The sequence below is a fragment of the Methylocaldum sp. MU1018 genome (assembly GCF_053646775.1).
Genome location: NZ_CM132195.1, coordinates 3758107 through 3779162, shown reverse-complemented (window position 1 = coordinate 3779162; position 21056 = coordinate 3758107). Strand labels below are relative to the sequence as shown.

General features: G+C 57.7%; 20 protein-coding genes and 5 tRNA genes. 21 read left to right on the top strand and 4 right to left on the bottom strand.

Annotation, left to right across the window (positions count from 1 at the left end):
- Positions 1-33 precede the first annotated feature (33 nt).
- From gatC to ACWJKU_RS17290, 5 genes are all read left to right on the top strand, one after another.
- Positions 34-321: an Asp-tRNA(Asn)/Glu-tRNA(Gln) amidotransferase subunit GatC gene (gene gatC, locus ACWJKU_RS17310; protein WP_454144295.1), complete on the top strand. Its 288-nt coding sequence runs from the start codon at positions 34-36 to the stop codon at positions 319-321.
- Positions 322-390: 69 nt separating this feature from the next.
- Entirely contained in the window at positions 391-1845 is a 1455-nt protein-coding gene (gene gatA / locus ACWJKU_RS17305) for an Asp-tRNA(Asn)/Glu-tRNA(Gln) amidotransferase subunit GatA (RefSeq protein ID WP_454144293.1), read from the top strand.
- Between the two features lie 9 nt (positions 1846-1854).
- The gene (gatB, locus tag ACWJKU_RS17300) at positions 1855-3288 is read left to right on the top strand and encodes an Asp-tRNA(Asn)/Glu-tRNA(Gln) amidotransferase subunit GatB (protein ID WP_454144291.1); all 1434 of its coding nucleotides are present in this window, start codon (positions 1855-1857) and stop codon (positions 3286-3288) included.
- A 201-nt stretch (positions 3289-3489) separates the two neighbouring features.
- Positions 3490-6864 carry a PAQR family membrane homeostasis protein TrhA gene (gene trhA, locus ACWJKU_RS17295; protein ID WP_454144289.1) on the top strand — a complete coding sequence of 1125 codons (3375 nt, stop codon included), beginning with the start codon at positions 3490-3492 and terminating at the stop codon, positions 6862-6864.
- Between the two features lie 97 nt (positions 6865-6961).
- Positions 6962-7579: a DUF502 domain-containing protein gene (locus ACWJKU_RS17290; RefSeq protein WP_454144287.1), complete on the top strand. Its 618-nt coding sequence runs from the start codon at positions 6962-6964 to the stop codon at positions 7577-7579.
- A gap of 17 nt (positions 7580-7596) precedes the next feature.
- Here the strand turns inward: ACWJKU_RS17290 and ACWJKU_RS17285 are convergent, their stop codons facing one another.
- Genes ACWJKU_RS17285 through hemA form a run of 4 tightly spaced genes read right to left on the bottom strand, consistent with a single transcriptional unit; the run spans position 7597 to position 11273 of the window.
- Complete coding sequence (locus ACWJKU_RS17285; RefSeq protein WP_454144285.1) at positions 7597-8010, bottom strand: M67 family metallopeptidase; 414 nt, start codon at positions 8008-8010, stop codon at positions 7597-7599.
- A 22-nt stretch (positions 8011-8032) separates the two neighbouring features.
- Entirely contained in the window at positions 8033-8923 is an 891-nt protein-coding gene (gene prmC, locus ACWJKU_RS17280) for a peptide chain release factor N(5)-glutamine methyltransferase (protein WP_454144283.1), read from the bottom strand.
- 4 nt (positions 8924-8927) lie between these two features.
- Positions 8928-10010, bottom strand: coding sequence for a peptide chain release factor 1 (prfA, locus tag ACWJKU_RS17275; RefSeq protein ID WP_454144281.1), 1083 nt, complete (start codon positions 10008-10010; stop codon positions 8928-8930).
- 3 nt (positions 10011-10013) lie between these two features.
- Entirely contained in the window at positions 10014-11273 is a 1260-nt protein-coding gene (hemA, locus tag ACWJKU_RS17270) for a glutamyl-tRNA reductase (RefSeq protein WP_454144279.1), read from the bottom strand.
- 314 nt (positions 11274-11587) lie between these two features.
- On the opposite strand from hemA, the gene ACWJKU_RS17265 reads away from it, so the two are divergent.
- The 16 genes from ACWJKU_RS17265 to rplA all read left to right on the top strand — a co-directional run bounded on the left by ACWJKU_RS17265 (position 11588) and on the right by rplA (position 20924).
- A complete protein-coding gene (locus tag ACWJKU_RS17265) occupies positions 11588-13249 on the top strand; it encodes a tetratricopeptide repeat protein (protein WP_454144277.1) in 1662 nt (553 codons plus the stop codon).
- A 20-nt stretch (positions 13250-13269) separates the two neighbouring features.
- Positions 13270-13848, top strand: a complete 579-nt coding sequence (gene lolB, locus ACWJKU_RS17260; protein WP_454144275.1) for a lipoprotein insertase outer membrane protein LolB — start codon at positions 13270-13272, stop codon at positions 13846-13848.
- Positions 13849-13851: 3 nt separating this feature from the next.
- On the top strand, positions 13852-14703 hold the full coding sequence (gene ispE, locus ACWJKU_RS17255; protein ID WP_454144273.1) for a 4-(cytidine 5'-diphospho)-2-C-methyl-D-erythritol kinase: 852 nt from the start codon (positions 13852-13854) through the stop codon (positions 14701-14703).
- Positions 14704-14726: 23 nt separating this feature from the next.
- A tRNA-Gln gene (locus tag ACWJKU_RS17250) sits at positions 14727-14801 on the top strand.
- A gap of 41 nt (positions 14802-14842) precedes the next feature.
- A complete protein-coding gene (locus ACWJKU_RS17245) occupies positions 14843-15796 on the top strand; it encodes a ribose-phosphate diphosphokinase (protein ID WP_454144271.1) in 954 nt (317 codons plus the stop codon).
- A 45-nt stretch (positions 15797-15841) separates the two neighbouring features.
- Complete coding sequence (locus ACWJKU_RS17240) at positions 15842-16438, top strand: 50S ribosomal protein L25/general stress protein Ctc (RefSeq protein WP_454148179.1); 597 nt, start codon at positions 15842-15844, stop codon at positions 16436-16438.
- Positions 16439-16473: 35 nt separating this feature from the next.
- Positions 16474-17070, top strand: coding sequence for an aminoacyl-tRNA hydrolase (pth, locus tag ACWJKU_RS17235; RefSeq protein ID WP_454144269.1), 597 nt, complete (start codon positions 16474-16476; stop codon positions 17068-17070).
- A 48-nt stretch (positions 17071-17118) separates the two neighbouring features.
- A tRNA-Tyr gene (locus ACWJKU_RS17230) sits at positions 17119-17203 on the top strand.
- Positions 17204-17224: 21 nt separating this feature from the next.
- Positions 17225-17298, top strand: a tRNA-Gly gene (locus ACWJKU_RS17225).
- A 22-nt stretch (positions 17299-17320) separates the two neighbouring features.
- Positions 17321-17396, top strand: a tRNA-Thr gene (locus ACWJKU_RS17220).
- A 42-nt stretch (positions 17397-17438) separates the two neighbouring features.
- Complete coding sequence (gene tuf / locus ACWJKU_RS17215; protein ID WP_454144267.1) at positions 17439-18629, top strand: elongation factor Tu; 1191 nt, start codon at positions 17439-17441, stop codon at positions 18627-18629.
- A gap of 52 nt (positions 18630-18681) precedes the next feature.
- Positions 18682-18757: transfer RNA gene (locus tag ACWJKU_RS17210), tRNA-Trp, on the top strand.
- A 42-nt stretch (positions 18758-18799) separates the two neighbouring features.
- Complete coding sequence (gene secE / locus ACWJKU_RS17205) at positions 18800-19177, top strand: preprotein translocase subunit SecE (RefSeq protein WP_454144265.1); 378 nt, start codon at positions 18800-18802, stop codon at positions 19175-19177.
- Between the two features lie 2 nt (positions 19178-19179).
- The gene (gene nusG / locus ACWJKU_RS17200; protein WP_454144263.1) at positions 19180-19713 is read left to right on the top strand and encodes a transcription termination/antitermination protein NusG; all 534 of its coding nucleotides are present in this window, start codon (positions 19180-19182) and stop codon (positions 19711-19713) included.
- A gap of 84 nt (positions 19714-19797) precedes the next feature.
- Positions 19798-20229, top strand: coding sequence for a 50S ribosomal protein L11 (rplK, locus tag ACWJKU_RS17195; RefSeq protein WP_454144261.1), 432 nt, complete (start codon positions 19798-19800; stop codon positions 20227-20229).
- Positions 20229-20924, top strand: a complete 696-nt coding sequence (gene rplA, locus ACWJKU_RS17190) for a 50S ribosomal protein L1 (RefSeq protein WP_454144259.1) — start codon at positions 20229-20231, stop codon at positions 20922-20924. Before rplK ends, rplA begins: the two co-directional genes overlap by 1 nt.
- The last annotated feature ends 132 nt before the right edge of the window (positions 20925-21056 follow it).

Here is a 21056-nt window from a genome sequence, read left to right as displayed (position 1 = left end):
ATTATATGACCGAAAGAAACATTGGATGCAATCATGTCCTTAAATATTGACCAAGTTTACAAGATCGCCTGGCTCGCTCGGCTTGCCATCGATGCGGAAAAAGCGGCCGCATATGCTCGAGATCTTACCGGCATATTGGATTTTGTCGAGGAAATGAGCGCCGTGGACACTTCGGGAGTCGCTCCGATGGCCCACCCCCTGGATCAGGCCCAGCGCTTGCGGCCGGACGCGGTGAGCGAGGCCGATCAGCGGGAATTGTTCCAGGCTCATGCGCCCTGGGTGGAGGCCGGACTGTATCTGGTGCCCAAGGTTATTGAATGATCGGTAGGAGCGGGCGAGGCCGGGGGCCGTCGCCCGTTTCACGCGTCTTCTGGATTTCGGAATCATCTCATGCACGACAAAACCATCGCCGAATTAGCCGACGGGCTCAAGAAAAAAGAATTCAGCAGCATTGAATTGACGCGGGCTTTTCTGGCCCGCATCCGGCAGTACGATCCGCAACTCAATTGCTTTATCACCGTTACCGAAGAGCAGGCGCTGGAACAGGCGAGGGCGGCCGATGCCTTGATCGCCCGGGGATCGGCCGGCGGCTTGACCGGCGTTCCCGTCGCCCAGAAGGATATTTTCTGCACCCAGGGCGTGAAGACGAGTTGCGGCTCGAAGATGCTCGACAATTTCGTTTCGCCCTACGATGCGACGGTCGTGGAACGCTTCAAGCAGGCGGGAACCGTCATGCTGGGCAAGCTCAACATGGACGAGTTCGCGATGGGTTCTTCCAACGAAACGAGCTATTACGGATCGGTCAAGAATCCGTGGGACACCGAGACCGTTCCGGGAGGCTCGTCCGGCGGTTCGGCGGCGTCGGTGGCGGCACGGCTGACGCCGGGAGCCACCGGAACCGATACCGGCGGATCGATTCGTCAGCCCGCGTCTTTTTGCGGCATCACCGGCTTGAAGCCTACCTACGGCCTGGTGTCCCGCTGGGGAATGATCGCTTTCGCGTCCAGTCTCGACCAGGGCGGCCCCATGGCCAGAACGGCCGAAGACTGCGCGCTCATGCTCCAAGTCATGGCCGGCTTCGACGACAAGGACTCCACCAGCCTCGATAGGCCGGTGCCGGATTATTCCGCGTCTCTCAACGACAGTCTGGACGGGCTCAGGATCGGCTTGCCCAAAGAGTTCTTCGACGAGGGCCTGGATGCGGACATCGCGCGCCTGATCGACGATGCCGTCGAGGCCTATCGGAAATTGGGCGCGACCGTAAAAGAGATTTCGCTGCCCAACATGAAGCTGTCGGTGCCGGTTTATTATGTCGTGGCGCCCGCCGAGTGCTCGTCCAACCTGGCCCGCTACGACGGCGTCCGTTTCGGCTATCGCTGCAAGGAGCCGAAGGACCTGCACGATCTGTACATGCGTTCTCGCGGCGAAGGTTTCGGTGCGGAAGTGAAGCGGCGCATTCTCATCGGCACTTATGCGCTATCCGCCGGCTATTACGATGCCTACTATCTCAAGGCGCAAAAGATCCGGCGCTTGATCAGCGACGATTTCAGGCGGGCCTTCGAGGCGGTCGACGTGATCATGGGACCCACTGCGCCCTCGGTCGCGTTTCGCTTCGGGGAGAAAACCGCCGACCCCGTTGCCATGTATCTGTCGGATATCTATACGATCGCCGTGAATCTGGCCGGTCTTCCCGGTATGTCGATCCCCGTCGGTTTTTCCAAGAATCTGCCGGTCGGCATGCAGATCATCGGCAATTATTTTTCCGAGGAGCGTTTGCTTAATGTGGCGCACCGGTATCAGTGTGTCACCGACTGGCACCGCCGGGTTCCGAAAGATTTCGCATAAGAGGTTTGTATGGAATGGGAAACGGTCATCGGGCTGGAAATTCACGCCCAGCTCGCTACTAAATCCAAGATTTTTTCGGGGGCGGCCACGGCTTATGGCGCCGAGCCCAATACCCAGGCCTGCGCGGTGGATTTGGGCTTGCCCGGCGTATTGCCCGTGCTGAACGGCGAGGCGGTGCGCATGGCGGTCAAATTCGGCCTCGCCATCGGCGCCCGCGTGGCTCCTTTTTCGGTGTTCGCGCGCAAGAATTATTTCTATCCCGATTTGCCGAAAGGCTATCAGATCAGCCAATACGATCTCCCGGTCGTCAGTGCGGGACATCTGAGCATCTCGGTGGACGGCGTCGAGAAAACCGTCGGAATCACCCGCGCCCATCTCGAAGAAGATGCCGGCAAGTCCTTGCACGAAGATTTTCACGGGTTTACCGGAATCGATTTGAACCGGGCCGGCACGCCGCTGCTGGAGATCGTATCCGAGCCGGACCTTCGTTCGGCCAAGGAGGCGGTGGCTTACATGAAGAAGCTGCACGCCCTGGTGCGATATCTGGAAATTTGCGACGGCAACATGCAGGAAGGATCGTTCCGCTGCGACGCCAACGTGTCGGTTCGTCCGAAAGGTCGGGAGAAGTTCGGCACCCGCGCCGAAATCAAGAATTTGAACTCGTTCCGCTTCGTCGAGCGCGCGATCAACTACGAGATCGAGCGGCAGATCGAAGTCCTCGAAAGCGGCGGGGAAGTCGTGCAGGAAACCCGTCTGTACGATGCCAACAAGGACGAGACCCGTTCCATGCGCAGCAAGGAAGAGGCGAACGACTACCGCTATTTCCCGGATCCCGACCTCTTGCCTTTGGAAATATCGAGCGATTTCATCGAGGACGTGCGCAAGAGCCTGCCCGAACTGCCGGACGAAAAACGCGACCGTTTCAAGTCCCAGTACGGTTTGAACGATTACGACGCGACTGTGCTGACGGCCACGCGGGAGCTTGCCGATTACTACGAAGCCGTGGTCGGGGAGTCGGCGAGCAGCGATCCCAAATTGTGCGCCAACTGGGTCATGGGCGATTTGTCGGGCGCGCTCAACAAGGCCGGTTTGGAGATCGAGAGGAGCCCGGTCGAGGCGTCGCGGCTCGCCGGCCTCATCAGGCGCATCGCCGATGAAACCATTTCCGGAAAACTGGCCAAGCAGGTTTTCGAGGCGCTTTGGGAATCGGGCGAGACCGCCGACGTCATCATCGAAAAACAGGGATTGAAACAAATCACCGATAGCGGCGCGATCGAGAAAATCATCGACGAAATCATCGCCGCCAATCCGGAGCAACTGGCGCAGTACAGGGCCGGCAAGGACAAGCTGTTCGGATTTTTCGTCGGCCAAGCCATGAAGGCGACCCAGGGCAAGGCTAATCCGCAGCAGCTGAACGATTTGCTCAAGAAGAAATTGCAGTAGCCTTGCGTCAGAGCAACGGCACTCAGCAAGCCGTTACGGTCCCATCGATCTCTATCCGAATCTGAGTATCGCCCGAGGAGATATTTCGTCGCGGCGATGGGACCGGTCCCGCGCCGGCCGATGCGAGCTTGACGCCTCCCTTGGCCGGCGCATGGATCTCGTCAGATCTTTTCACCAGCCGCTTCAAGGTCCGATTCCGCTATGGAGACTTATCCGATTCCAGGTTTTGCCGACCCCGTAAGCTCTCTCATGCATTTATTGGCCGCAGGCGTGTTTGCCGTTCTGGGATTCTTCCTGATTCGCCGGGCCAGGGGCGATCTCGGCCACGTACTGGCTGTCGGGGTGTTCGTCTTTACCTGCATCTTTCTCCTCTCCATGAGCGGAGTGTTCCATCTGCTGTCGGTCGGAGGAGCCGGCCGGGCGGTGTTGCAGCGGCTCGACCACGCCGCGATCTTTTTGTTGATCGCGGGAAGTTTCACCCCCGTGCATGTCATCCTTTTCTCGGGTATCTGGCGCTGGGGCGTTTTGCTTTTGGTGTGGGCGTTGGCCGTTACTGGGCTCACGCTCAAGGTCATCTTCTTTCAGAACGTTCCGGAATCGCTCGGTTTGGCCCTTTATCTGGGGCTCGGCTGGCTGGGGCTGGTGTCCGGAACCGTTATTTGGCGCCGGTTCGGTTTTTCGTTTTTCAGGCCGATGCTTTTCAGCGCGCTGGCTTATACCTCGGGTGCGGTTCTCGATTTTCTGCGCTGGCCGGTCATCGTCGGCGGGGTGTTGGGACCGCACGAATTGTTCCACATTGCCGTGTTGGCCGGCATCGGTTTCCATTGGCGATTCGTGTGGAACTGTCTGGGGCCGATCGAGCCGACAAAGCCGGAAGCGGCCGAGGCATTGGAGCAACAACCGGCCTGGCATTCCAGAACGATTGAGCAGACTTTCGAGACGTTCCGGTCCGGTCCGGGCGGATTGACCGAAGAGGAGTCCGAGCGCCGACTCGCCCGGCATGGATTCAACGAGATCGAGCAAGGTCGGGGAACATCGGCGTTCAGGCTTTTTCTGTCGCAGTTCAAGAGCGTCCTGGTCGTTATTCTGCTGGTCGCCATCGGCTTCTCGGCCTATCTGGGACACACCGTCGAATCCATCGTCATCGCGGTGATCGTTTTGTTCGCCGTATTGCTGGGATTCTTTCAGGAATACCGCGCCGAGCGCGCAATGGAAGCCTTGCAGCAGATGGCGGCGCCGACGGCGAACGTGATGCGCGACGGTAAACTCGTGGAGATACCCGCGCGCTATCTGGTTCCCGGCGATGTCGTCCGTTTGCTGACCGGCAACCGCATTCCCGCCGATCTGCGCCTGATCGAGGCCGTGAATCTTCAAATCGACGAGGCGGCCTTGACCGGCGAGTCGACGCCGGTGGAAAAACGCACCGCACCGCTGGATGATCCCGAGTTAGCCATCGGCGATCGCCAGAACATGGGGTTTGCCGGCACGTCGGTGACTTACGGGCGAGGCCGGGGCGTCGTCGTCGCCACCGGGATGAAAACCGAATTCGGGCGCATCGTCGGCCTCTTGCGCGGGGCGGAGCAACGTGAAACGCCGCTGCAGAAGAGCCTCGACAAGGTCGGGAACGTATTGGCCGTCGCCGCCGTTTTCATCGTTGCGGCCATCGTTTTCCTAGGCATTTTTCGCGGCGAACCCCTGGAGCAAATGCTGATCTTTGGCGTCGCCCTGGCCGTTGCCGTAGTGCCGGAGGCCTTGCCGGCCGTGGTGACGATTTCTCTGGCGATCGGCGCCCGCAGGATGGTCAGGCGTAACGCGCTCATTCGTCGACTGCCGGCTGTGGAGACCCTGGGCGGCACGTCCGTCATTTGTTCGGACAAGACCGGAACCTTGACCAAGGATGAGATGACCGTCCGCAAGATTTGGGCGGCCGGAGAATTGTTCAGCATCACGGGGGCCGGATACGAGCCGGTCGGCCGATTTCTCCACAAGGCGCGCGAAGTCGCCCCGGCTTCTTCCGTGGTCACGCTGCTTCAGGCCGCGGCGCTGGCGAGCGATGCGACGGTGCTGCGAGCCGAGGATGGGCGCTGGCAGGTTCAGGGCGACCCGACCGAAGGCGCTTTGGTGGTTGCCGCCGTCAAGGCCGGGTTGAAGCCCTCCGAGCTGAATGGTCGCTTCCCGCGAGTCGGCGAGATTCCTTTCACGTCCGAATCCAAGCGGATGACGACGCTCCACGAGAATGCCGAGGGCGGGCGGATAGCCTATGCCAAAGGTGCCTTGGAAGTCATCCTTAACGCATGCGATCGTTGGTTGAGCGCCGACGGCGTGATTCCGCTGGACGATGCGGCGCGCGATGCGATACAGGCCGAAGCCGAGCGTTTGGCGGGCGAGGCGCTTAGGGTTCTGGCGGTGGCGCAAAAGGACGCGGCATCCCTGGAATCGGCCGAGAAAGACATGTGTTTCCTGGGGCTGGCCGGGATGATCGACCCGCCGCGTCCCGAATCCAAATCCGCCATCGCCACCTGCGAAAAGGCCGGCATCAAGGTCATCATGATCACCGGAGATCATCCGGCAACCGCGCGCGCGGTTGCCCGGGAACTCGGCATTCTGAGGCGCGGACGAGTGGTTACCGGCGTCGAGCTGGACGCCATGAGCGATGAAGAATTCACGCAGGCGGTCGGATACATCGAGGTTTTCGCTCGCGTGTCTCCCGAGCACAAGATTCGTATCGTTCGGGCTTTGCAAGAACAAGGCCGCATCGTCGCCATGACCGGAGACGGCGTGAACGACGCGCCGGCCCTGAAACAGGCCGATATCGGCGTGGCCATGGGCATTACCGGCACCGACGTATCGAAAGAGGCTGCCGCGATGATGCTCACCGACGACAATTTCGCCTCCATCGTCGCCGCCGTGGAGGAAGGGCGGGGGATTTTCAGCAATATCAAGAAATACCTGATGTATCTGTTGTCGTCGAACATCGGCGAGATCGGGCTGATGGCGGGCGCTACGCTGGCCGGATTGCCGCTGCCTTTGAGTGCGGTGCAAATCCTTTATGTGAATCTGGCCACCGACGGCCTTCCGGCCTTGGCGCTGGCGGTCGATCCGATGGACGAGGCTTTGATGCGGCAGAAGCCGCGCGATCCCAAGCAGGGAATTTTCAGTCTCCCGGTCGTCGTGCTGATGTTGGTCGGAGGCATTTGGTCGACCGTGGTCAATCTCAGTGTTTTCGTGTGGGCGTTGCGAGCCGGAGTCGGACTTTCCGAGGCGATGACGATGACCTTTGCGACGCTGGTTTCGACCGAGTTTTTCAAGGCTTACAATTTTCGCTCCGACCGGTTTTCGGTATTTCGCCGGCCTTTCGCAAACAAGTGGCTGAATCTGGCGATCGTCTGGGAAGTGGTATTGCTCCTCGTAATCATCTATGTGCCGTTCTTCCATGACGTATTCGGCACCTTCGCCCTGTCCCGGATCGAGTGGGGCGTGGTGCTGGGGGCGTCGGCCACAATACTGCCGGTTCTGGAAACGACGAAATGGGTCATTCGCCGCGGCTGGTTCGATAGCCGGATCGGATCGGGGTAGTGAAAGCGCCGCCGTTTTCGGCACGATCGGTGCCGGTGATCGTAGTCGGGGAGATGTTGTCTAACAAGGGCATCTTGGACATTCAGGGAGAAGGCTCATGGCGCCCACTCATTTTGCAGAGGCCAAGCATCTCATCAAGGCCGCCTTGAACAATTTTTTGATCGGCACTCTGGCGGTGCTGCCGATCATCGTGGTGGCGCAGATCGTCATATTTCTCGCCCATTTGATTCTGAGCACGGTATTCGGCGTGCAAGAGGCAGTCGGCAATTACGGCATAACTTTTCTCGCGTTCGCAGGCGTTTTCGGGCTGCTTACCTATATCGGACACACCGTCAACAAGCGGCGTCATTCCCTGGTTCTTTCCCTGGTCGATCTCGCCATAGAGCGGGTTCCGTTTTTGAATACGGTTTATCGGGTTACCAAAAAGATCGTCGATATGTTTCGCAGCAAGCCCGATGAGCAAAAGCGGGAAATCGTTTATGTCGAGTATCCCAGGGAAGGGATGTGGCTGCCGGCTTACGTTACCAACCGCGAGGGCGATCGTTACGTTCTGTACGTGCCCACTTCGCCGAACCCGACCAACGGATTTACGGTGATCGTGCACGAATCGAAGGTGATCAAATCAGCCCTCGATATCTCGGAGGTGACGAGTTTCGTCATGAGCGTGGGATCCGACTTTCCGAAAGCGCATGAGGTTTTGGAACTGCCCCGTTAGCGGTCTGCACCTTGGTGCTACAGAAGCAAAGCGACTTCTTCGACCCGTTGCGCCTGATGGATGCGGAACCCCCGCATTTCAAGAACGCCCTTGGTGTTCAAAGAGATGATGATATAGAGCGCATCGAGATAGGCCGCTTGCTCGAGGTCGGTGGCCGAAGGTTCGGCGGGGGCGGCCGGATGCGAATGAAAGACGGCGAATAATTCTTCTCCCCGTTCCCGCATTCGGCGCATGGTTTCGATTTGTTCCCGTGGGTCCATCTCGAATCGGCGGTTGGGCGTTGCTGCTGCGTTTTTGACCGGATAGCAGCTGCTCGGAACGCCGTCTTTCGCGCCGATGAGACCGCAGACTTCGAGATCCGCCGAAACCTGGGCGTAGTGCAGCAACTGGTTGACCAAAGATCGCGGGATGCGGATTTCTTTATCGTTCATCGTTTTGTTCCGAAAAGACCGATTAGCCGTTTTTCCACCGTGCGGTGGTGACGCGGAAGTGACCTTGAAGATCGGGATGGTGGCCGATGTCGGTGTAGCCGAAATCGCTTAACAGATCGGCCAGGGAATGCGCCTGGTCGAATCCGTGTTCCAGCATCAGTTGACCGTGCGGTTTCAGGTGGTCGCGTGCTGCCCGGGCGATGATCCGGAAGGCGTCCAGCCCGCGTATGCCGCCTTTTAGAGCCAGGCCGGGCTCAAATCGCAGGTCGCCTTGCGCCAGATGCGGGTCTTCATCGGCGACATACGGCGGATTGCTGATGATCAAGTCGAATCGTCCGCCGTCCGGCACCGCATCGAACCAATCGCCCAGCCGGAAGCGAATGTTGCATACGCCATGCAGAACCGCATTGGCCTGCGCGACTTTCAAAGCCTCGGGACTCAGGTCCGTTGCGCTGACGCGGGCCAAAGGACGCTCCGCGGCGACGGTTACGGCGATCGCGCCGCTGCCGGTTCCCAGGTCCAGAATATCGGCCGTCTGCGTCGCCGTTATGAATTCCAGCGCCAGTTCGACCAGTAGTTCGGTTTCGGGGCGCGGGATGAGCACGTCGGGGCAAACTTTGAACGACCGGGACCAGAACTCTTTCTCCCCGGAAAGGTAGGCAACCGGAACTCCGGATCGCCGCCGCTCGATCAGTTCATGGAAACGGTCTCGTTCATCGGGCGAGAGTGCCCGTTCCGGCCATGCGCGAAGGTGCGATCGATCCCGCTTCAATGCGAGGGCGAGCAGAATTTCCGCGTCGAGCCGCGCCGTGTCGCTCGATCCGACGAGTCGGTCCGTAGCGGATCGGAGCGCGGTCGCAAGGGTCGGGCCGTGCGGGGTCGATGCTTCCAAGGCGGGACGAGGCGCGTTCATCGTGTTAATCCTGGGCCAGTTGCGCCAGCAATTCGGCTTGATGCTCGTTGATCAGGGGCTCGATCACCGGATCGAGATCGCCTTCCATGATGGCTTCGAGTCTATAGAGGGTCAGATTGATGCGGTGATCGGTGAGGCGTCCTTGGGGAAAGTTGTACGTGCGAATGCGTTCCGAGCGGTCGCCGCTGCCGACTTGCAGCTTACGCGAAGCGGCTATCTCGGCGCTCTGCTTTTCCTGTTCGGCGGACAGGATGCGCGATTTCAGCAAGGACATGGCGCGGGCGCGGTTCTTGTGTTGAGAGCGCTCGTCCTGGCACTCCACGACGATCCCGGTGGGAATGTGGGTGATGCGTACCGCTGAATCGGTCCGGTTGACGTGCTGGCCGCCGGCGCCCGATGCGCGGTAGGTGTCGACCCGCAAATCGGCCGGATTGATGTCGACATCGATTTCGTCGGCCTCAGCCAATACCGCGACCGTACAGGCCGAAGTGTGGATGCGTCCCTGTGCCTCCGTTTCGGGCACGCGCTGCACGCGATGGGTACCGGCCTCGAACTTCAGGCGCGAGTAAACATCCTGTCCGCTGATGCGGACGATGATTTCTTTGTAGCCGCCGTGCTCGCCTTCGCTTTCGCTGACCACCTCCGCTTTCCATCCCTTCTGCTCGGCGTAGCGGCTATACATGCGGTACAAATCGCCGGCGAACAGCGCTGCTTCGGCGCCGCCGGTGCCGGCGCGAACCTCCAGGAAGATATTGCGTTCATCGTTGGGGTCCTTCGGCAGCAAAAGAATTTGCAATTCCTGCTCCAGGGCGGCTTTTCTATCCTCGGCCTCGGCCAGTTCGTCCTTCGCCAGACTGCGCACCTGTGGATCTCTGTCGTCAAGCAGGCTCTGCGCGCACGAAAGATCTTCGATCGTACCGAGATACCGGTTGAAACAGCCGACCAGCGGATTGAGCTGAGCGTATTCGCGGCTCAGGGCGCGGAAGCGGTCCTGGTCGTTCTGAATCGACGGTTCGGCAAGGAGGGCGGTAATCTCTTCGAAGCGTTGAGCGAGGTGATCGAGTTTCTGGCGGATGGATGGTTTCACGTATCAAGAGCTGTCTTTGAGTTGAAAGAGTTCCCGGGCGGCGGCAATCAGGTCGTGCCGCTCATGGATGCCGGCTTGTTTAATTTGGACGCTGGGGATGTGAGTCAATTTATTGGTAAGCTGGTGCGCCAGAAGGTCCAGCGCCTCTTCGGGCGATTTGCCCCGGCGTAACGCGCGCTTGGCGCGATTCAGGGCCTCGCCGCGGATCGCTTGGGCCCGGCTGCGGAAGTCGCAGATGGTGGCCGTAGCGCCTTGAGCGCGGAGCCAGCCCAAAAAGTGCTCCACTTCGGTGTCGATGATTTCTTCGGCTTTCTTGGCCGCTTCCTGGCGGGATTTCAGGTTTTCCTCGATGGTGTTCCGCAGATCGTCGACGGTATAGAGGTAAACGTCTCTGAGCTGGGCAACCTCTGGCTCGATGTCGCGAGGCACGGCCAAATCCACCATGAATATCGGCTTATGCCGGCGCGCCTTGAGAGCGCTCTCGACCCCGCCTTTGCCCAAGATGGGCAACTGGCTGGCGGTGGACGAAACGACGATATCGGCTTTGGCCAAATGCTGCGGCAGTTCGGCCAAGGAAATGGCGAACCCGTTGAACTGCGCGGCCAGCGCGTGCGCTTTGTCATAGGTGCGATTGGCGATGATCACATGGCCGATTTTGTTTTCGGTCAGGTGACGGGCGGTCAACTCGATCGTTTCTCCCGCGCCGATCAAAATGGCAGTCTGCTGCGAGAGATTGTCGAAAATGCGCTGCGCCAGGCGCACGGCCGCGAAAGCCACCGAAACGGGACTGGAACCGATGGCCGTATCGGTTCGTACTTTTTTGGCGGCGGTGAAGGTGTGCTGAAACAGTTTGCCCAGGGTCTTGCCGAGCGTGCCGGCTTCGGCCGCGGTTTGATAAGCCGACTTCATCTGCCCGAGAATCTGCGGTTCCCCCAGTATCAGCGAATCCAGTCCGCAGGCGACGCGAAATATGTGGCGAATCGTCTCGGCGTCCGTATGAAAATAGAGGTACGGCTGAAAGTCTTCCCGCTGAAGGCGCTGCTCTTGAGCGATCCAGTCGATCAGGATGTTTTGGTCGTCGGCTTCGACGTCACAGTACAGTTCCGTTCGGTTGCACGTGGAAAGGATTGCCGCTTCGCCGATCTGGGGCAATTTAATGAGATCCAGCAAGGCGAATTTGAGTCGCTCGGCCGGGAAGACCAAGCGCTCTCTGATCAAAATCGGCGCGGTATTGTGATTCAACCCTAAGGTTAAAATGCCCATGAGCTCAAATTTCTGAGACTTTCCAAATATAATTCTAAGAAAAAACTTTGGGTGCGGCCAAATAGTGGAGATTTGGGGCTATTGTTGCATGTTACGGACAGCGTACAATCTCGCCGGTTTAGTAAATCCAGTTTACTCCGCTTTGCCGAAAGCTCGGAACATCTCTGCGATGCCGCTTCGGAGAACGGGAGAAAAGCGTTGTCGATACTATCCAAGGTTCTTTTATCAACTTCGACTTGGGAATTTTGTCAGTGTTGAAACGATTGGTCTGTTTGGCGTGCGTCGGGGGTGTCTGGCTGTCGGGATGCGCAGGTTTGAATCCATCGCAATCTCATCATGACGAATCCTCCGAAGAGATCCGTCAGGCAGGCGCCCGAGGGCTCAATCAAGACTCGGAAGTCGTCTATCTGCTGTTGACCGCTGAATTGGCCGGTCAGCGCGGGCAATATGAGACTGCTCTGAACAATTATTTGGAAGCCGCCAAGCTTACTAAGGATGCTCAGGTCGCGGAGCGGGCGGCTCAAATCGCACTCTATCTCAAAAATACCGAAAAAGCTTTAACGGCGGCTACATTATGGAGCGAACGCGATCCCGGAAACGTTTCGGCGCGCCGGATAACCGCTCTGCTGCTTCTTAAAACCGGCCAGACCGACAAGGCGCTCGATCAATTGCGCGTGCTCCTGAATCTGCCCGACGTGGACCTGGAAAATACATTGATCGAATTGGTCAAGTGGTTGGATTCGGAGGTCCCGAAGGAAGAGGGGGAGAAGGTGATGCAGCATCTGGTCGCCGAATTCCCGCGCATGGCCGAGCTTCACTTTGCATATGCGCTTTTGGCCAGCAATAAAGGCGAGTATCAATTAGCCCTGCAAGAAGCGGAGAAAGCGCTGGCTCTGCATCCCGATTGGAATCGGGCGCGCCTGTTGCAGGCGCAGGTCATGTCCCAGATGGGGGATTCCGAGGCGGCGAGGAGCACGCTTCAAAAAGCTCTGAGGAGCGATCCGGCTAATACCCGCTTGCGTTTGATTTACTCCCAGTTTTTGGCGAAAGCCGGGGATTTGCAAGGTGCGGAGAAAGAGCTGACGCGCATTTTGGAGAAGGAGCCGGATAATCACGATGCTCGTTTCGGCCTCGCGACGCTGCTGATGGAAACCGGACGGGATGGCAAGGCGAAAAAAGAGTTTTCCGATCTGACGTCTGTGGCCAAGTGGCGGGCGCAGGCCTATTTCTACTTGGGGCTGATCGAGGCGCGCCAGAATCATTTGCAAAATGCCTTGCAGTGGTTCGACAAGATCGGCTCGGGGCCGTTGGAGTTCGACGCCAAAGTCAATGCGATCACGGCATTGATTAATCTCGGCCGCATAGCCGATGCGCGGCAGCGTTTGGTTGAGGTGCGCAAACAGTTCCCGAATGAGGCGTTGCGGCTTTATTTGTTGGAGGCCGAACTGCTGTCGAAAACGAAGGATTATGAGGCGGCGTTCGAGTTGCTGACCGAGGCTCTGGAGGAAATGCCGGGGCAGACGGAATTGCTTTATTCCCGCGCGTTGGTTGCCGAACAGTTGGACCGCGTGGACATATTGGAGGAGGATCTGCGTGCCGTGCTGGAGAAGAATCCCGATGACGCCAACGCGCTGAATGCATTGGGTTATACCCTGGCCGACCGCGGCGACCGCCTGGAAGAGGCAAGGCGATATCTTGAGCGGGCGAACGAATTGAAGCCCGACGATCCCGCCATTTTGGACAGTTACGGTTGGCTGCAATATCGCCTGGGAAACTATGAAGTGGCGCTGGACTATTTGCGGCGCGCTTATGAGTCGATTCACGATCCCGAAATAGCGGCGCATTTGGGGGAGGTCTTGTGGGAGTCCGGGAAGCGCCAGGAGGCCAAGAAGGTATGGAGCGAGGCGCTCAGGAAAGATCCTCGGCAGGAGGACTTGAAAAAAATCAAGATGAAGTATCGAGACGCTTTCAAGTAGCGTGATGGGAAGTCCTGATTTTGGTTAAGATTTTTGTTGTTGCACTGATTGCGTCGCTAGCGGGCTGCGCCGTTCTCGAGAAAGGGCCCGTCCCTCTTTCGAGGCTCGAAGAAAAAAACTACGACTTAAAGTCTTGGCGGCTGGAAGGGCGCATCGGCGTGCAGACGGCGAACGATGCCTGGCAGGCCAATCTATTCTGGGAGCACGATACGAATCAGGATCGCTTGCGGGTGTCGGGGCCTTTTAGTCAGGGGATGGTGTCTATCGTCCTGCAAAAGGACCTGATTTATATTAACGAGGGCGGTGGAGTTACGGAGTCTTCCCGTGATCCCGACGCCATGCTGAAGGATCGCTTGGGATTTGTCGTGCCTTTGTCGAGCTTGCGGTATTGGATTACGGGGTTGCCCGATCCGAACCGGGATCATACACCGCTCTATGAGGAGGCGGGTTCGTTGCGGGGATTTCGGCAATCGGGCTGGACGCTTCGGTTTGAGCGTTACATGACTGTGGATGATCGGGTAATGCCGCAGAAAATGGCGATTCAAGGTCCCGAAGTAAAACTCAAATTAATAGCGGACAACTGGCGCATCAAGGGGTAATGGATGATGGACGCGGAAGTGCTTCGCCTGCCGGCGCCGGCCAAGCTCAATCTGATGTTGAGGATCGTGGGGCGCCGCGACGACGGCTATCATTTGCTTCAAACCGTATTTCAATTCATCGATCGTTGCGACTGGATTACGCTGCGCCGTCGCTCCGATGGCCAGGTCCGGTTGCTAACTCCGCTCCCCGGGGTGCCGGCAGAGCAGGATTTGACGATAAAGGCCGCGCAACTCCTGCGCCAAACCGCGGATGTTCGATACGGGGTCGACATCGAAATTGAAAAAAATCTGCCTATGGGAGGCGGATTGGGTGGCGGAAGTTCGGATGCCGCAACCTCGTTGCTGGGGTTGAACGTCTTGTGGCAAGCGGGTTTGTCCCTGCCGGACCTGATGGCATTGGGGCTGCGGCTGGGTGCTGACGTTCCGGTTTTCGTCAATGGTCGCTCCGCTTGGGCCGAGGGGGTTGGGGAGGTGCTGACCCCGCTGGAGCCGCTCGAACCCTGGTATGTTGTCGTGGTACCTCGCTGCCACGTGGCAACCGCACAAATTTTTTCGGCGCCCGGTTTGACACGAAATCATAAACCGATCAAAATAGCGGACTTTCTTGCGGGGCATCAGGAAAACCATTGTTTACCTGTGGTTTCAGAATTGTACCCGGAGGTCGAGGCTGCTTTGAGCGGTTTGGGGCGTTTCGCGTCCGCAAGACTTACGGGTACCGGGGCCTGTGTGTTTGCCGCATTTTCTGATGAAGTCGATGCTCGGGCGGCAGCCGGGGTATTGGCGAGCGAGTGGTCGGTATTTGTCGCGCGAGGACGGAATCGGTCGGCTCTTCATCAGGCGCTGAAACTGGCCTGAACAAGGCCGTCAACAACATTCATTGGGGCGTAGCCAAGCGGTAAGGCACCGGGTTTTGATCCCGGCATTCCCAGGTTCGAATCCTGGCGCCCCAGCCATAGTAATTCCGACTCGACGTCTCGACTTTGGAGTGTCTTGAATGACAGACGCCTCGTTCATGGTGTTTTCCGGGAATGCCAATCCTGCCTTGGCCGAAGGTATTGTGCGCAAGCTCAATATGCGGTTGGGGATGGCGACCATCGGGAGATTCATTGACGGCGAAATAGCGGTCGAGATCGAGGAAAACGTCCGCGGGCGGGAAGTGTTCGTGATTCAGCCCACCTGTGCGCCTATCAATGAAAACATCATGGAATTGCTCGTCATGATCGACGCTTTTCGTCGGTCGTCGGCGTCCGTGGTTACGGCGGTGATCCCGTATTACGGTTATGCGCGCCAAGACCGCCGAATCAGGTCGGCCCGAGTGCCCATTACGGCAAAGTTGGTCGCCAAGATGATTTGCGCGGCGGGGGCGGATCGGGTCTTGACTGTGGATCTGCACGCCGATCAGATTCAGGGATTTTTCGATGTTCCCGTGGATAATGTTTATGCCTCCCCGATTTTGTTGGGCGACGTGTGGAGGCAAAAGTATCAGAACCTGATCGTCGTTTCGCCCGATGTGGGCGGCGTTGTGAGGGCGCGGGCGTTGGCGAAGCGTCTCGACGATGCGGATTTGGCGATTATCGACAAGCGTCGTCCAAGGCCGAATGAAGCCAAGGTGATGAATATCATCGGCGACGTCGAGGGGCGCACCTGTATCATGGTCGATGATCTGGTAGACACGGCCGGAACCTTGTGTCGGGCGGCCGGCGCATTGAAGGAGCATGGCGCGCGGCGCGTGGTCGCGTACTGTACGCATCCTGTGTTGTCCGGACGGGCGATAGAGAATATTGAGAATTCGGTACTGGATGAGTTGGTTGTGACGGATACGATTCCGTTGCGTCACGATGCTCGGCAATGCGGAAAAATTCGACAGCTGAGTGTTGCCGAAATGCTGGCGGAAACGATACGTCGTATAGCAGTCGGCGAATCGGTTAGTTCCCTTTATGTGGATTGATGCGTTTTTTGTTAACTCGCTGCTAAGAGTATTTTGGAGAGAAAGATGGTAGGCAGTTTTGTATTTGAAGCGGTGTCGCGGGCGAATACCGGTAAGGGCGATGCGCGGCGGCTGCGTCGGGCGGGCAAGGTTCCTGCGGTTTTGTACGGTGGCGCCGCCGACCCTGTCGGGTTGGTGCTGGAGCACAATAAAGTTGTGAAAAGCCTGGAAAACGAAGCCGTTTATTCCCATGTTCTGACCGTTAAGGTCGATGGTCGAGAGGAGCGGGCTATCCTGAAGGGTTTGCAGAGGCATCCGAGTAGACCGGTCATTATGCACATGGATTTTCAGCGGGTGAGCGGGGCGGAGAAAATCCGCGTTCATGTGCCGCTGCATTTCATCAATCAGGATATCGCGATTGGCGTGAAGAAGGGCGGAGTAGTAACCCATAACTTGGTCGACGTGGAAGTCGCCTGTATGCCGGATCGCTTGCCCGAGTATATCGAGGTCGACTTGGCGCAGGTCGATGTCGGTCAGTCCGTTCATCTCTCGGATCTGAAGGTGCCCGAGGGGGTCGAGATCCTTGCCTTGGCCCACGGGGCGGAGCACGATCTGCCGGTAGCGGCGATGCAATCCGGCAAGGTTACCGAATCTTCTGAGTAGCTGTCCGTTACTGACGAAAAGGCCGGGAGAGGCGGTTGTCCGTTCGGTTCAAGTTAGTCGTCGGCTTGGGAAATCCGACGGCCAAATATGAAAAAACCCGGCATAATGCCGGGTTTTGGTTTGTGGATGAGATTGCGTCCTCTCGTGGCGTTGCATTGAGGGAGGATCGCCGGTTCCAGGGGGCGGTTGCGGCGCTGGAGTTCGGGAAAGACAGCGTGTTGCTCTTGAAGCCGATGACCTTCATGAATCGAAGCGGGCAGTCGGTGGCGGCCGTGGCTCGATATTACAAGATCGGTATCGAGGAGATATTGGTGGCTCACGATGAGCTGGATTTTGCTCCGGGTGTCGTGCGCTTGAAGTGCGGCGGAGGACATGGCGGCCACAACGGTTTGAGGGATTTGATCGACAAGCTGGGAGGGGCGGGCTTTTGTCGAATACGTATCGGCATCGGTCATCCCGGGCATCGCGACGATGTTGTGCCCTATGTGCTGGGTAGTCCTGATGATGATCAGCGCAGGTTGATCGCTCGTGCGATTTCGCGGGCGATCGAGTTGTTTCCCGGCATGGTGCATGGGGATTTGAGTGCCGTGACCAATGATCTTCATGCCGATTCAAGAAATCAAGCGCATTGAATATTGACACCGGCAAGTGAATATCCAATAATTCACACCTTAACCCTTGGAGGGGTTCCCGAGCGGTCAAAGGGATCAGACTGTAAATCTGACGGCTCTGCCTTCGAAGGTTCGAATCCTTCCCCCTCCACCATTAGATTTTAGGATTTTGCGCGCGGGTGTAGTTCAATGGTAGAACCTCAGCCTTCCAAGCTGATGGCGTGGGTTCGATTCCCATCACCCGCTCCAGCAAAAAGGGTGGCATATTTTTGCCCATATAGCTCAGTCGGTAGAGCACTTCCTTGGTAAGGAAGAGGTCACCGGTTCAAGTCCGGTTATGGGCTCCAGTTTGGGTGTGTCGGTAATCAGAATTTAAGGGGTATTGGCGGATGTCCAAAGAAAAGTTTACGCGCACAAAGCCGCATGTGAACGTCGGGACGATTGGTCATGTTGACCATGGCAAGACGACCCTGACGGCGGCCTTGACGAAGGTGGGTGCGGAGCGCTTTGGTGGTGAGTTCAGAGCGTACGATCAGATCGACGCGGCGCCGGAAGAGCGGGCGCGCGGCATCACGATCGCCACGGCGCACGTGGAGTACGAGTCCCCTACGCGTCACTATGCGCACGTCGATTGCCCCGGTCACGCCGACTACGTCAAGAACATGATCACCGGTGCAGCCCAGATGGACGGCGCGATCCTGGTCTGCTCGGCCGCGGACGGTCCGATGCCGCAGACGCGCGAGCACATCCTGTTGGCGCGCCAGGTCGGCGTTCCCTATATCGTCGTGTTCCTGAACAAGGCCGACATGGTGGATGATCCCGAGCTGCTCGAGCTGGTCGAGATGGAAGTGCGCGAGCTGCTGTCCAAATACGATTTCCCTGGGGACGATACTCCGATCGTGCGTGGTTCGGCCTTGAAGGCCTTGGAAGGGGATCAGAGCGAGATCGGCGTGCCGGCCATCCTGAAGCTGGTCGATGCGCTCGATGTCTATATCCCCGAGCCGAAGCGCGACATCGAAAAGCCGTTCCTGATGCCGATCGAGGACGTGTTCTCGATTTCTGGGCGCGGCACCGTGGTGACCGGGCGTATCGAGCGCGGCAAGATCCGGGTCGGCGAGGAAATCTCCATCGTCGGTATTCGCGACACCACTAAGACCACCTGTACCGGCGTCGAAATGTTCCGCAAGTTGCTGGATGAGGGCGTGGCGGGCGACAACGTCGGCGTGCTGCTGCGCGGCACCAAGCGGGAAGATGTGGAGCGCGGTCAGGTGTTGGCAGCGCCGAACACCATTACCCCGCACACCCATTTCGAGGCGGAGATTTACGTGTTGTCCAAGGAGGAGGGCGGTCGTCACACGCCGTTCTTCAATGGCTATCGTCCGCAGTTCTATTTCCGTACCACGGACGTGACTGGCGCGGTCGAATTGCCGGAAGGCGTGGAGATGGTGATGCCGGGCGACAACGTCAGAGTCACGGTCAAGTTGATCGCGCCGATCGCGATGGAAGAAGGCTTGCGCTTCGCCGTGCGCGAAGGCGGTCGTACCGTCGGGGCGGGCGTCGTGTCCAAAGTGTTGGAATAAGATGTGAGATCCCGTATATACGGGATCGGCTAGTCAAGTCGGCAAGGTACATAGGTCAGTAGCTCAATTGGCAGAGCAGCGGTCTCCAAAACCGCAGGTTGGGGGTTCGAGTCCCTCCTGGCCTGCCACCTTCGTTGTCAATAATTCTTTTAATTCTGGTTGGAATGTTCATGGCTGCTCGGGCAGAGTCAGGTTCCTCGGTCATCGATACGGCGAAGCTCGTGCTCGCAATCGGTTTGTTGATTGCTGGAGTGGTCGGTTTTTATTACTTCTCTCAGCAATTGTTGCTGTACCGGGTTCTTGGTGTCGTCGGCTTATCTATCGTCTCGGTAGCGACGATTCTAACGACCTCGCTCGGAAAAAGTTTTTGGGGCTTTTTGAAAGAGGCGAGGGTCGAGGTCAGGAAGGTGGTGTGGCCGACACGTCAGGAAACCGTGCAGGCAACGTTGATCGTCGTGGCTCTGGTTTTTCTGGTCGGTCTGATGTTGTGGCTGCTTGACATGTTCCTCTTCTGGATAATCAGTCAGTTGACCGGTCAGGGGGCGTAAGCATGGCGTTGCGCTGGTACGTGGTTCATGCGTACTCGAATTTTGAAAATCAGGTGAAGCGATCTCTGGAAGAAAGGATCAAGCGTTCTGGCCTGGAGCACTTCTTTGGGAAGATTCTCGTTCCGACCGAAGAGGTTGTTGAAATGCGGATGGGGCAACAAAGGAGGAGCGAGCGCAAGTTCTTTCCGGGGTATGTCTTGGTTCAGATGGAGTTGAATGACGAAACATGGCATCTGGTTAAGGAGGTTCCGCGCGTGCTTGGTTTTATCGGAGGGACCTCAGATCGGCCTGCGCCCATATCCGACCGCGAGGCTGAAGCTATCTTGAGCAGGGTCGAGGAGGGAGCGACGAAGCCGAAGCCCAAGGTTCTTTTCGAGGTTGGCGAGGTTGTCCGGGTAATTGAAGGGCCCTTTAAGGACTTCAATGGTGTGGTCGAGGAAGTCAATTACGAGAAAAACAAGCTGCGCGTATCAGTTTTGATTTTTGGTCGTTCGACGCCCGTCGAGCTTGATTTCGGTCAGGTCGAAAAGGCGTAGTCGTATTTTGGTTCGTAGCGGACCTTGGTGGTTTGCTGCGAATATGGGGAGCTCTAGAGCGTTATCACCCAATAGGAGTAAGCAATGGCAAAGAAAATAACCGCATACATCAAGCTTCAGGTCAAGGCCGGTGAAGCGAATCCCAGTCCTCCCGTCGGGCCGGCGCTCGGTCAGCGCGGCGTGAATATCATGGAGTTCTGTAAGGCGTTTAATGCGCATACGCAGGGGGTAGAGAAAGGATTGCCCCTTCCGGTCGTCATTACAGTATACAGCGACCGCAGTTTTACCTTTATCACCAAAACGCCTCCCGCTTCGGTTTTGCTGAAAAAGGCGATTGGTCTGGCGAAGGGTAGCAGCAACCCGAACACCAATAAGGTGGGAACCATTTCCCGAGAGCAGTTGGCGGAAATTGCGGCCATGAAGATGCCTGATCTGACTGCGGCCGATATGGATGCGGCGATCCGCACCATTGCGGGCAGTGCGCGCAGTATGGGTCTGAATGTGGAGGGGGTGTAATGGCTAGATTGACCAAGCGTGCGAAAGCGATTAACCAGAAGCTTCAGCCGGGAAAGCTGTATGCTGCGGAGGATGCCTTTGCGGTTTTGAAAGAGCTCTCGACCGTTAAGTTCGTCGAGTCGGTCGATGTGAGCGTTAATCTTGGGGTTGATCCCAGGAAATCCGATCAGGCTGTTCGCGGTGCGACCGTTTTGCCTCACGGCACCGGAAAATCCGTTCGTGTCGCTGTCTTCGCGCAGGGTGCCAATGCAGATGCCGCGAGAGAGGCTGGCGCAGATATCGTCGGTATGGACGATCTCGCCACTCAAGTAAAGGCTGGCGAGTTGAATTTCGACGTCGTCATTGCATCGCCCGATGCTATGCGCGTAGTGGGGCAGTTGGGGCAGATTCTTGGTCCCCGTGGCCTCATGCCGAATCCGAAGATCGGTACGGTAACGCCGGATGTCGCAACGGCGGTTAAAAACGCCAAGGCGGGTCAGGTTCGCTACAGAACTGACAAGAAAGGTATTATTCATTGCACTATCGGTAAAGTGAGCTTCGAACCGACGGCGCTGAAGGAAAATCTCGAAGCGCTGTTATCCGACCTGAAAAAAGCCAAACCTTCCACGTCGAAGGGCGTTTATCTGAAAAAAATTACCGTGTCTTCTACTATGGGGCCTGGGTTGCAGGTCGACCATAGCAGCCTGGCGGCATAGGTGAGATAGGCTTTGGGTTGCCGGCACCGCCGGTAACCGTCAAAGACCGCAGGCGCGCCAAGTGCGCTTAATCGATAAAGCCTGCGCAGACGGTGTACTGAATCCGTGATCGGTGAAAGGAGCCGTTTTAGG

What these genes read in the sequence shown, in the direction of transcription:
- prmC (WP_454144283.1), bottom strand. Translation starts at nt 8,923, where the DNA reads ATGAACGCGCCTCGTCCCGCCTTGGAAGCATCGACCCCGCACGGCCCG.
- trhA (WP_454144289.1), top strand. Translation starts at nt 3,490, where the DNA reads ATGGAGACTTATCCGATTCCAGGTTTTGCCGACCCCGTAAGCTCTCTC.
- ACWJKU_RS17290 (WP_454144287.1), top strand. Translation starts at nt 6,962, where the DNA reads ATGGCGCCCACTCATTTTGCAGAGGCCAAGCATCTCATCAAGGCCGCC.
- rplK (WP_454144261.1), top strand. Translation starts at nt 19,798, where the DNA reads ATGGCAAAGAAAATAACCGCATACATCAAGCTTCAGGTCAAGGCCGGT.
- hemA (WP_454144279.1), bottom strand. Translation starts at nt 11,273, where the DNA reads ATGGGCATTTTAACCTTAGGGTTGAATCACAATACCGCGCCGATTTTG.
- gatC (WP_454144295.1), top strand. Translation starts at nt 34, where the DNA reads ATGTCCTTAAATATTGACCAAGTTTACAAGATCGCCTGGCTCGCTCGG.
- ACWJKU_RS17240 (WP_454148179.1), top strand. Translation starts at nt 15,842, where the DNA reads ATGGTAGGCAGTTTTGTATTTGAAGCGGTGTCGCGGGCGAATACCGGT.
- gatA (WP_454144293.1), top strand. Translation starts at nt 391, where the DNA reads ATGCACGACAAAACCATCGCCGAATTAGCCGACGGGCTCAAGAAAAAA.
- ACWJKU_RS17285 (WP_454144285.1), bottom strand. Translation starts at nt 8,010, where the DNA reads ATGAACGATAAAGAAATCCGCATCCCGCGATCTTTGGTCAACCAGTTG.
- gatB (WP_454144291.1), top strand. Translation starts at nt 1,855, where the DNA reads ATGGAATGGGAAACGGTCATCGGGCTGGAAATTCACGCCCAGCTCGCT.
- ispE (WP_454144273.1), top strand. Translation starts at nt 13,852, where the DNA reads ATGATGGACGCGGAAGTGCTTCGCCTGCCGGCGCCGGCCAAGCTCAAT.
- rplA (WP_454144259.1), top strand. Translation starts at nt 20,229, where the DNA reads ATGGCTAGATTGACCAAGCGTGCGAAAGCGATTAACCAGAAGCTTCAG.
- tuf (WP_454144267.1), top strand. Translation starts at nt 17,439, where the DNA reads ATGTCCAAAGAAAAGTTTACGCGCACAAAGCCGCATGTGAACGTCGGG.
- ACWJKU_RS17245 (WP_454144271.1), top strand. Translation starts at nt 14,843, where the DNA reads ATGACAGACGCCTCGTTCATGGTGTTTTCCGGGAATGCCAATCCTGCC.
- nusG (WP_454144263.1), top strand. Translation starts at nt 19,180, where the DNA reads ATGGCGTTGCGCTGGTACGTGGTTCATGCGTACTCGAATTTTGAAAAT.
- secE (WP_454144265.1), top strand. Translation starts at nt 18,800, where the DNA reads ATGGCTGCTCGGGCAGAGTCAGGTTCCTCGGTCATCGATACGGCGAAG.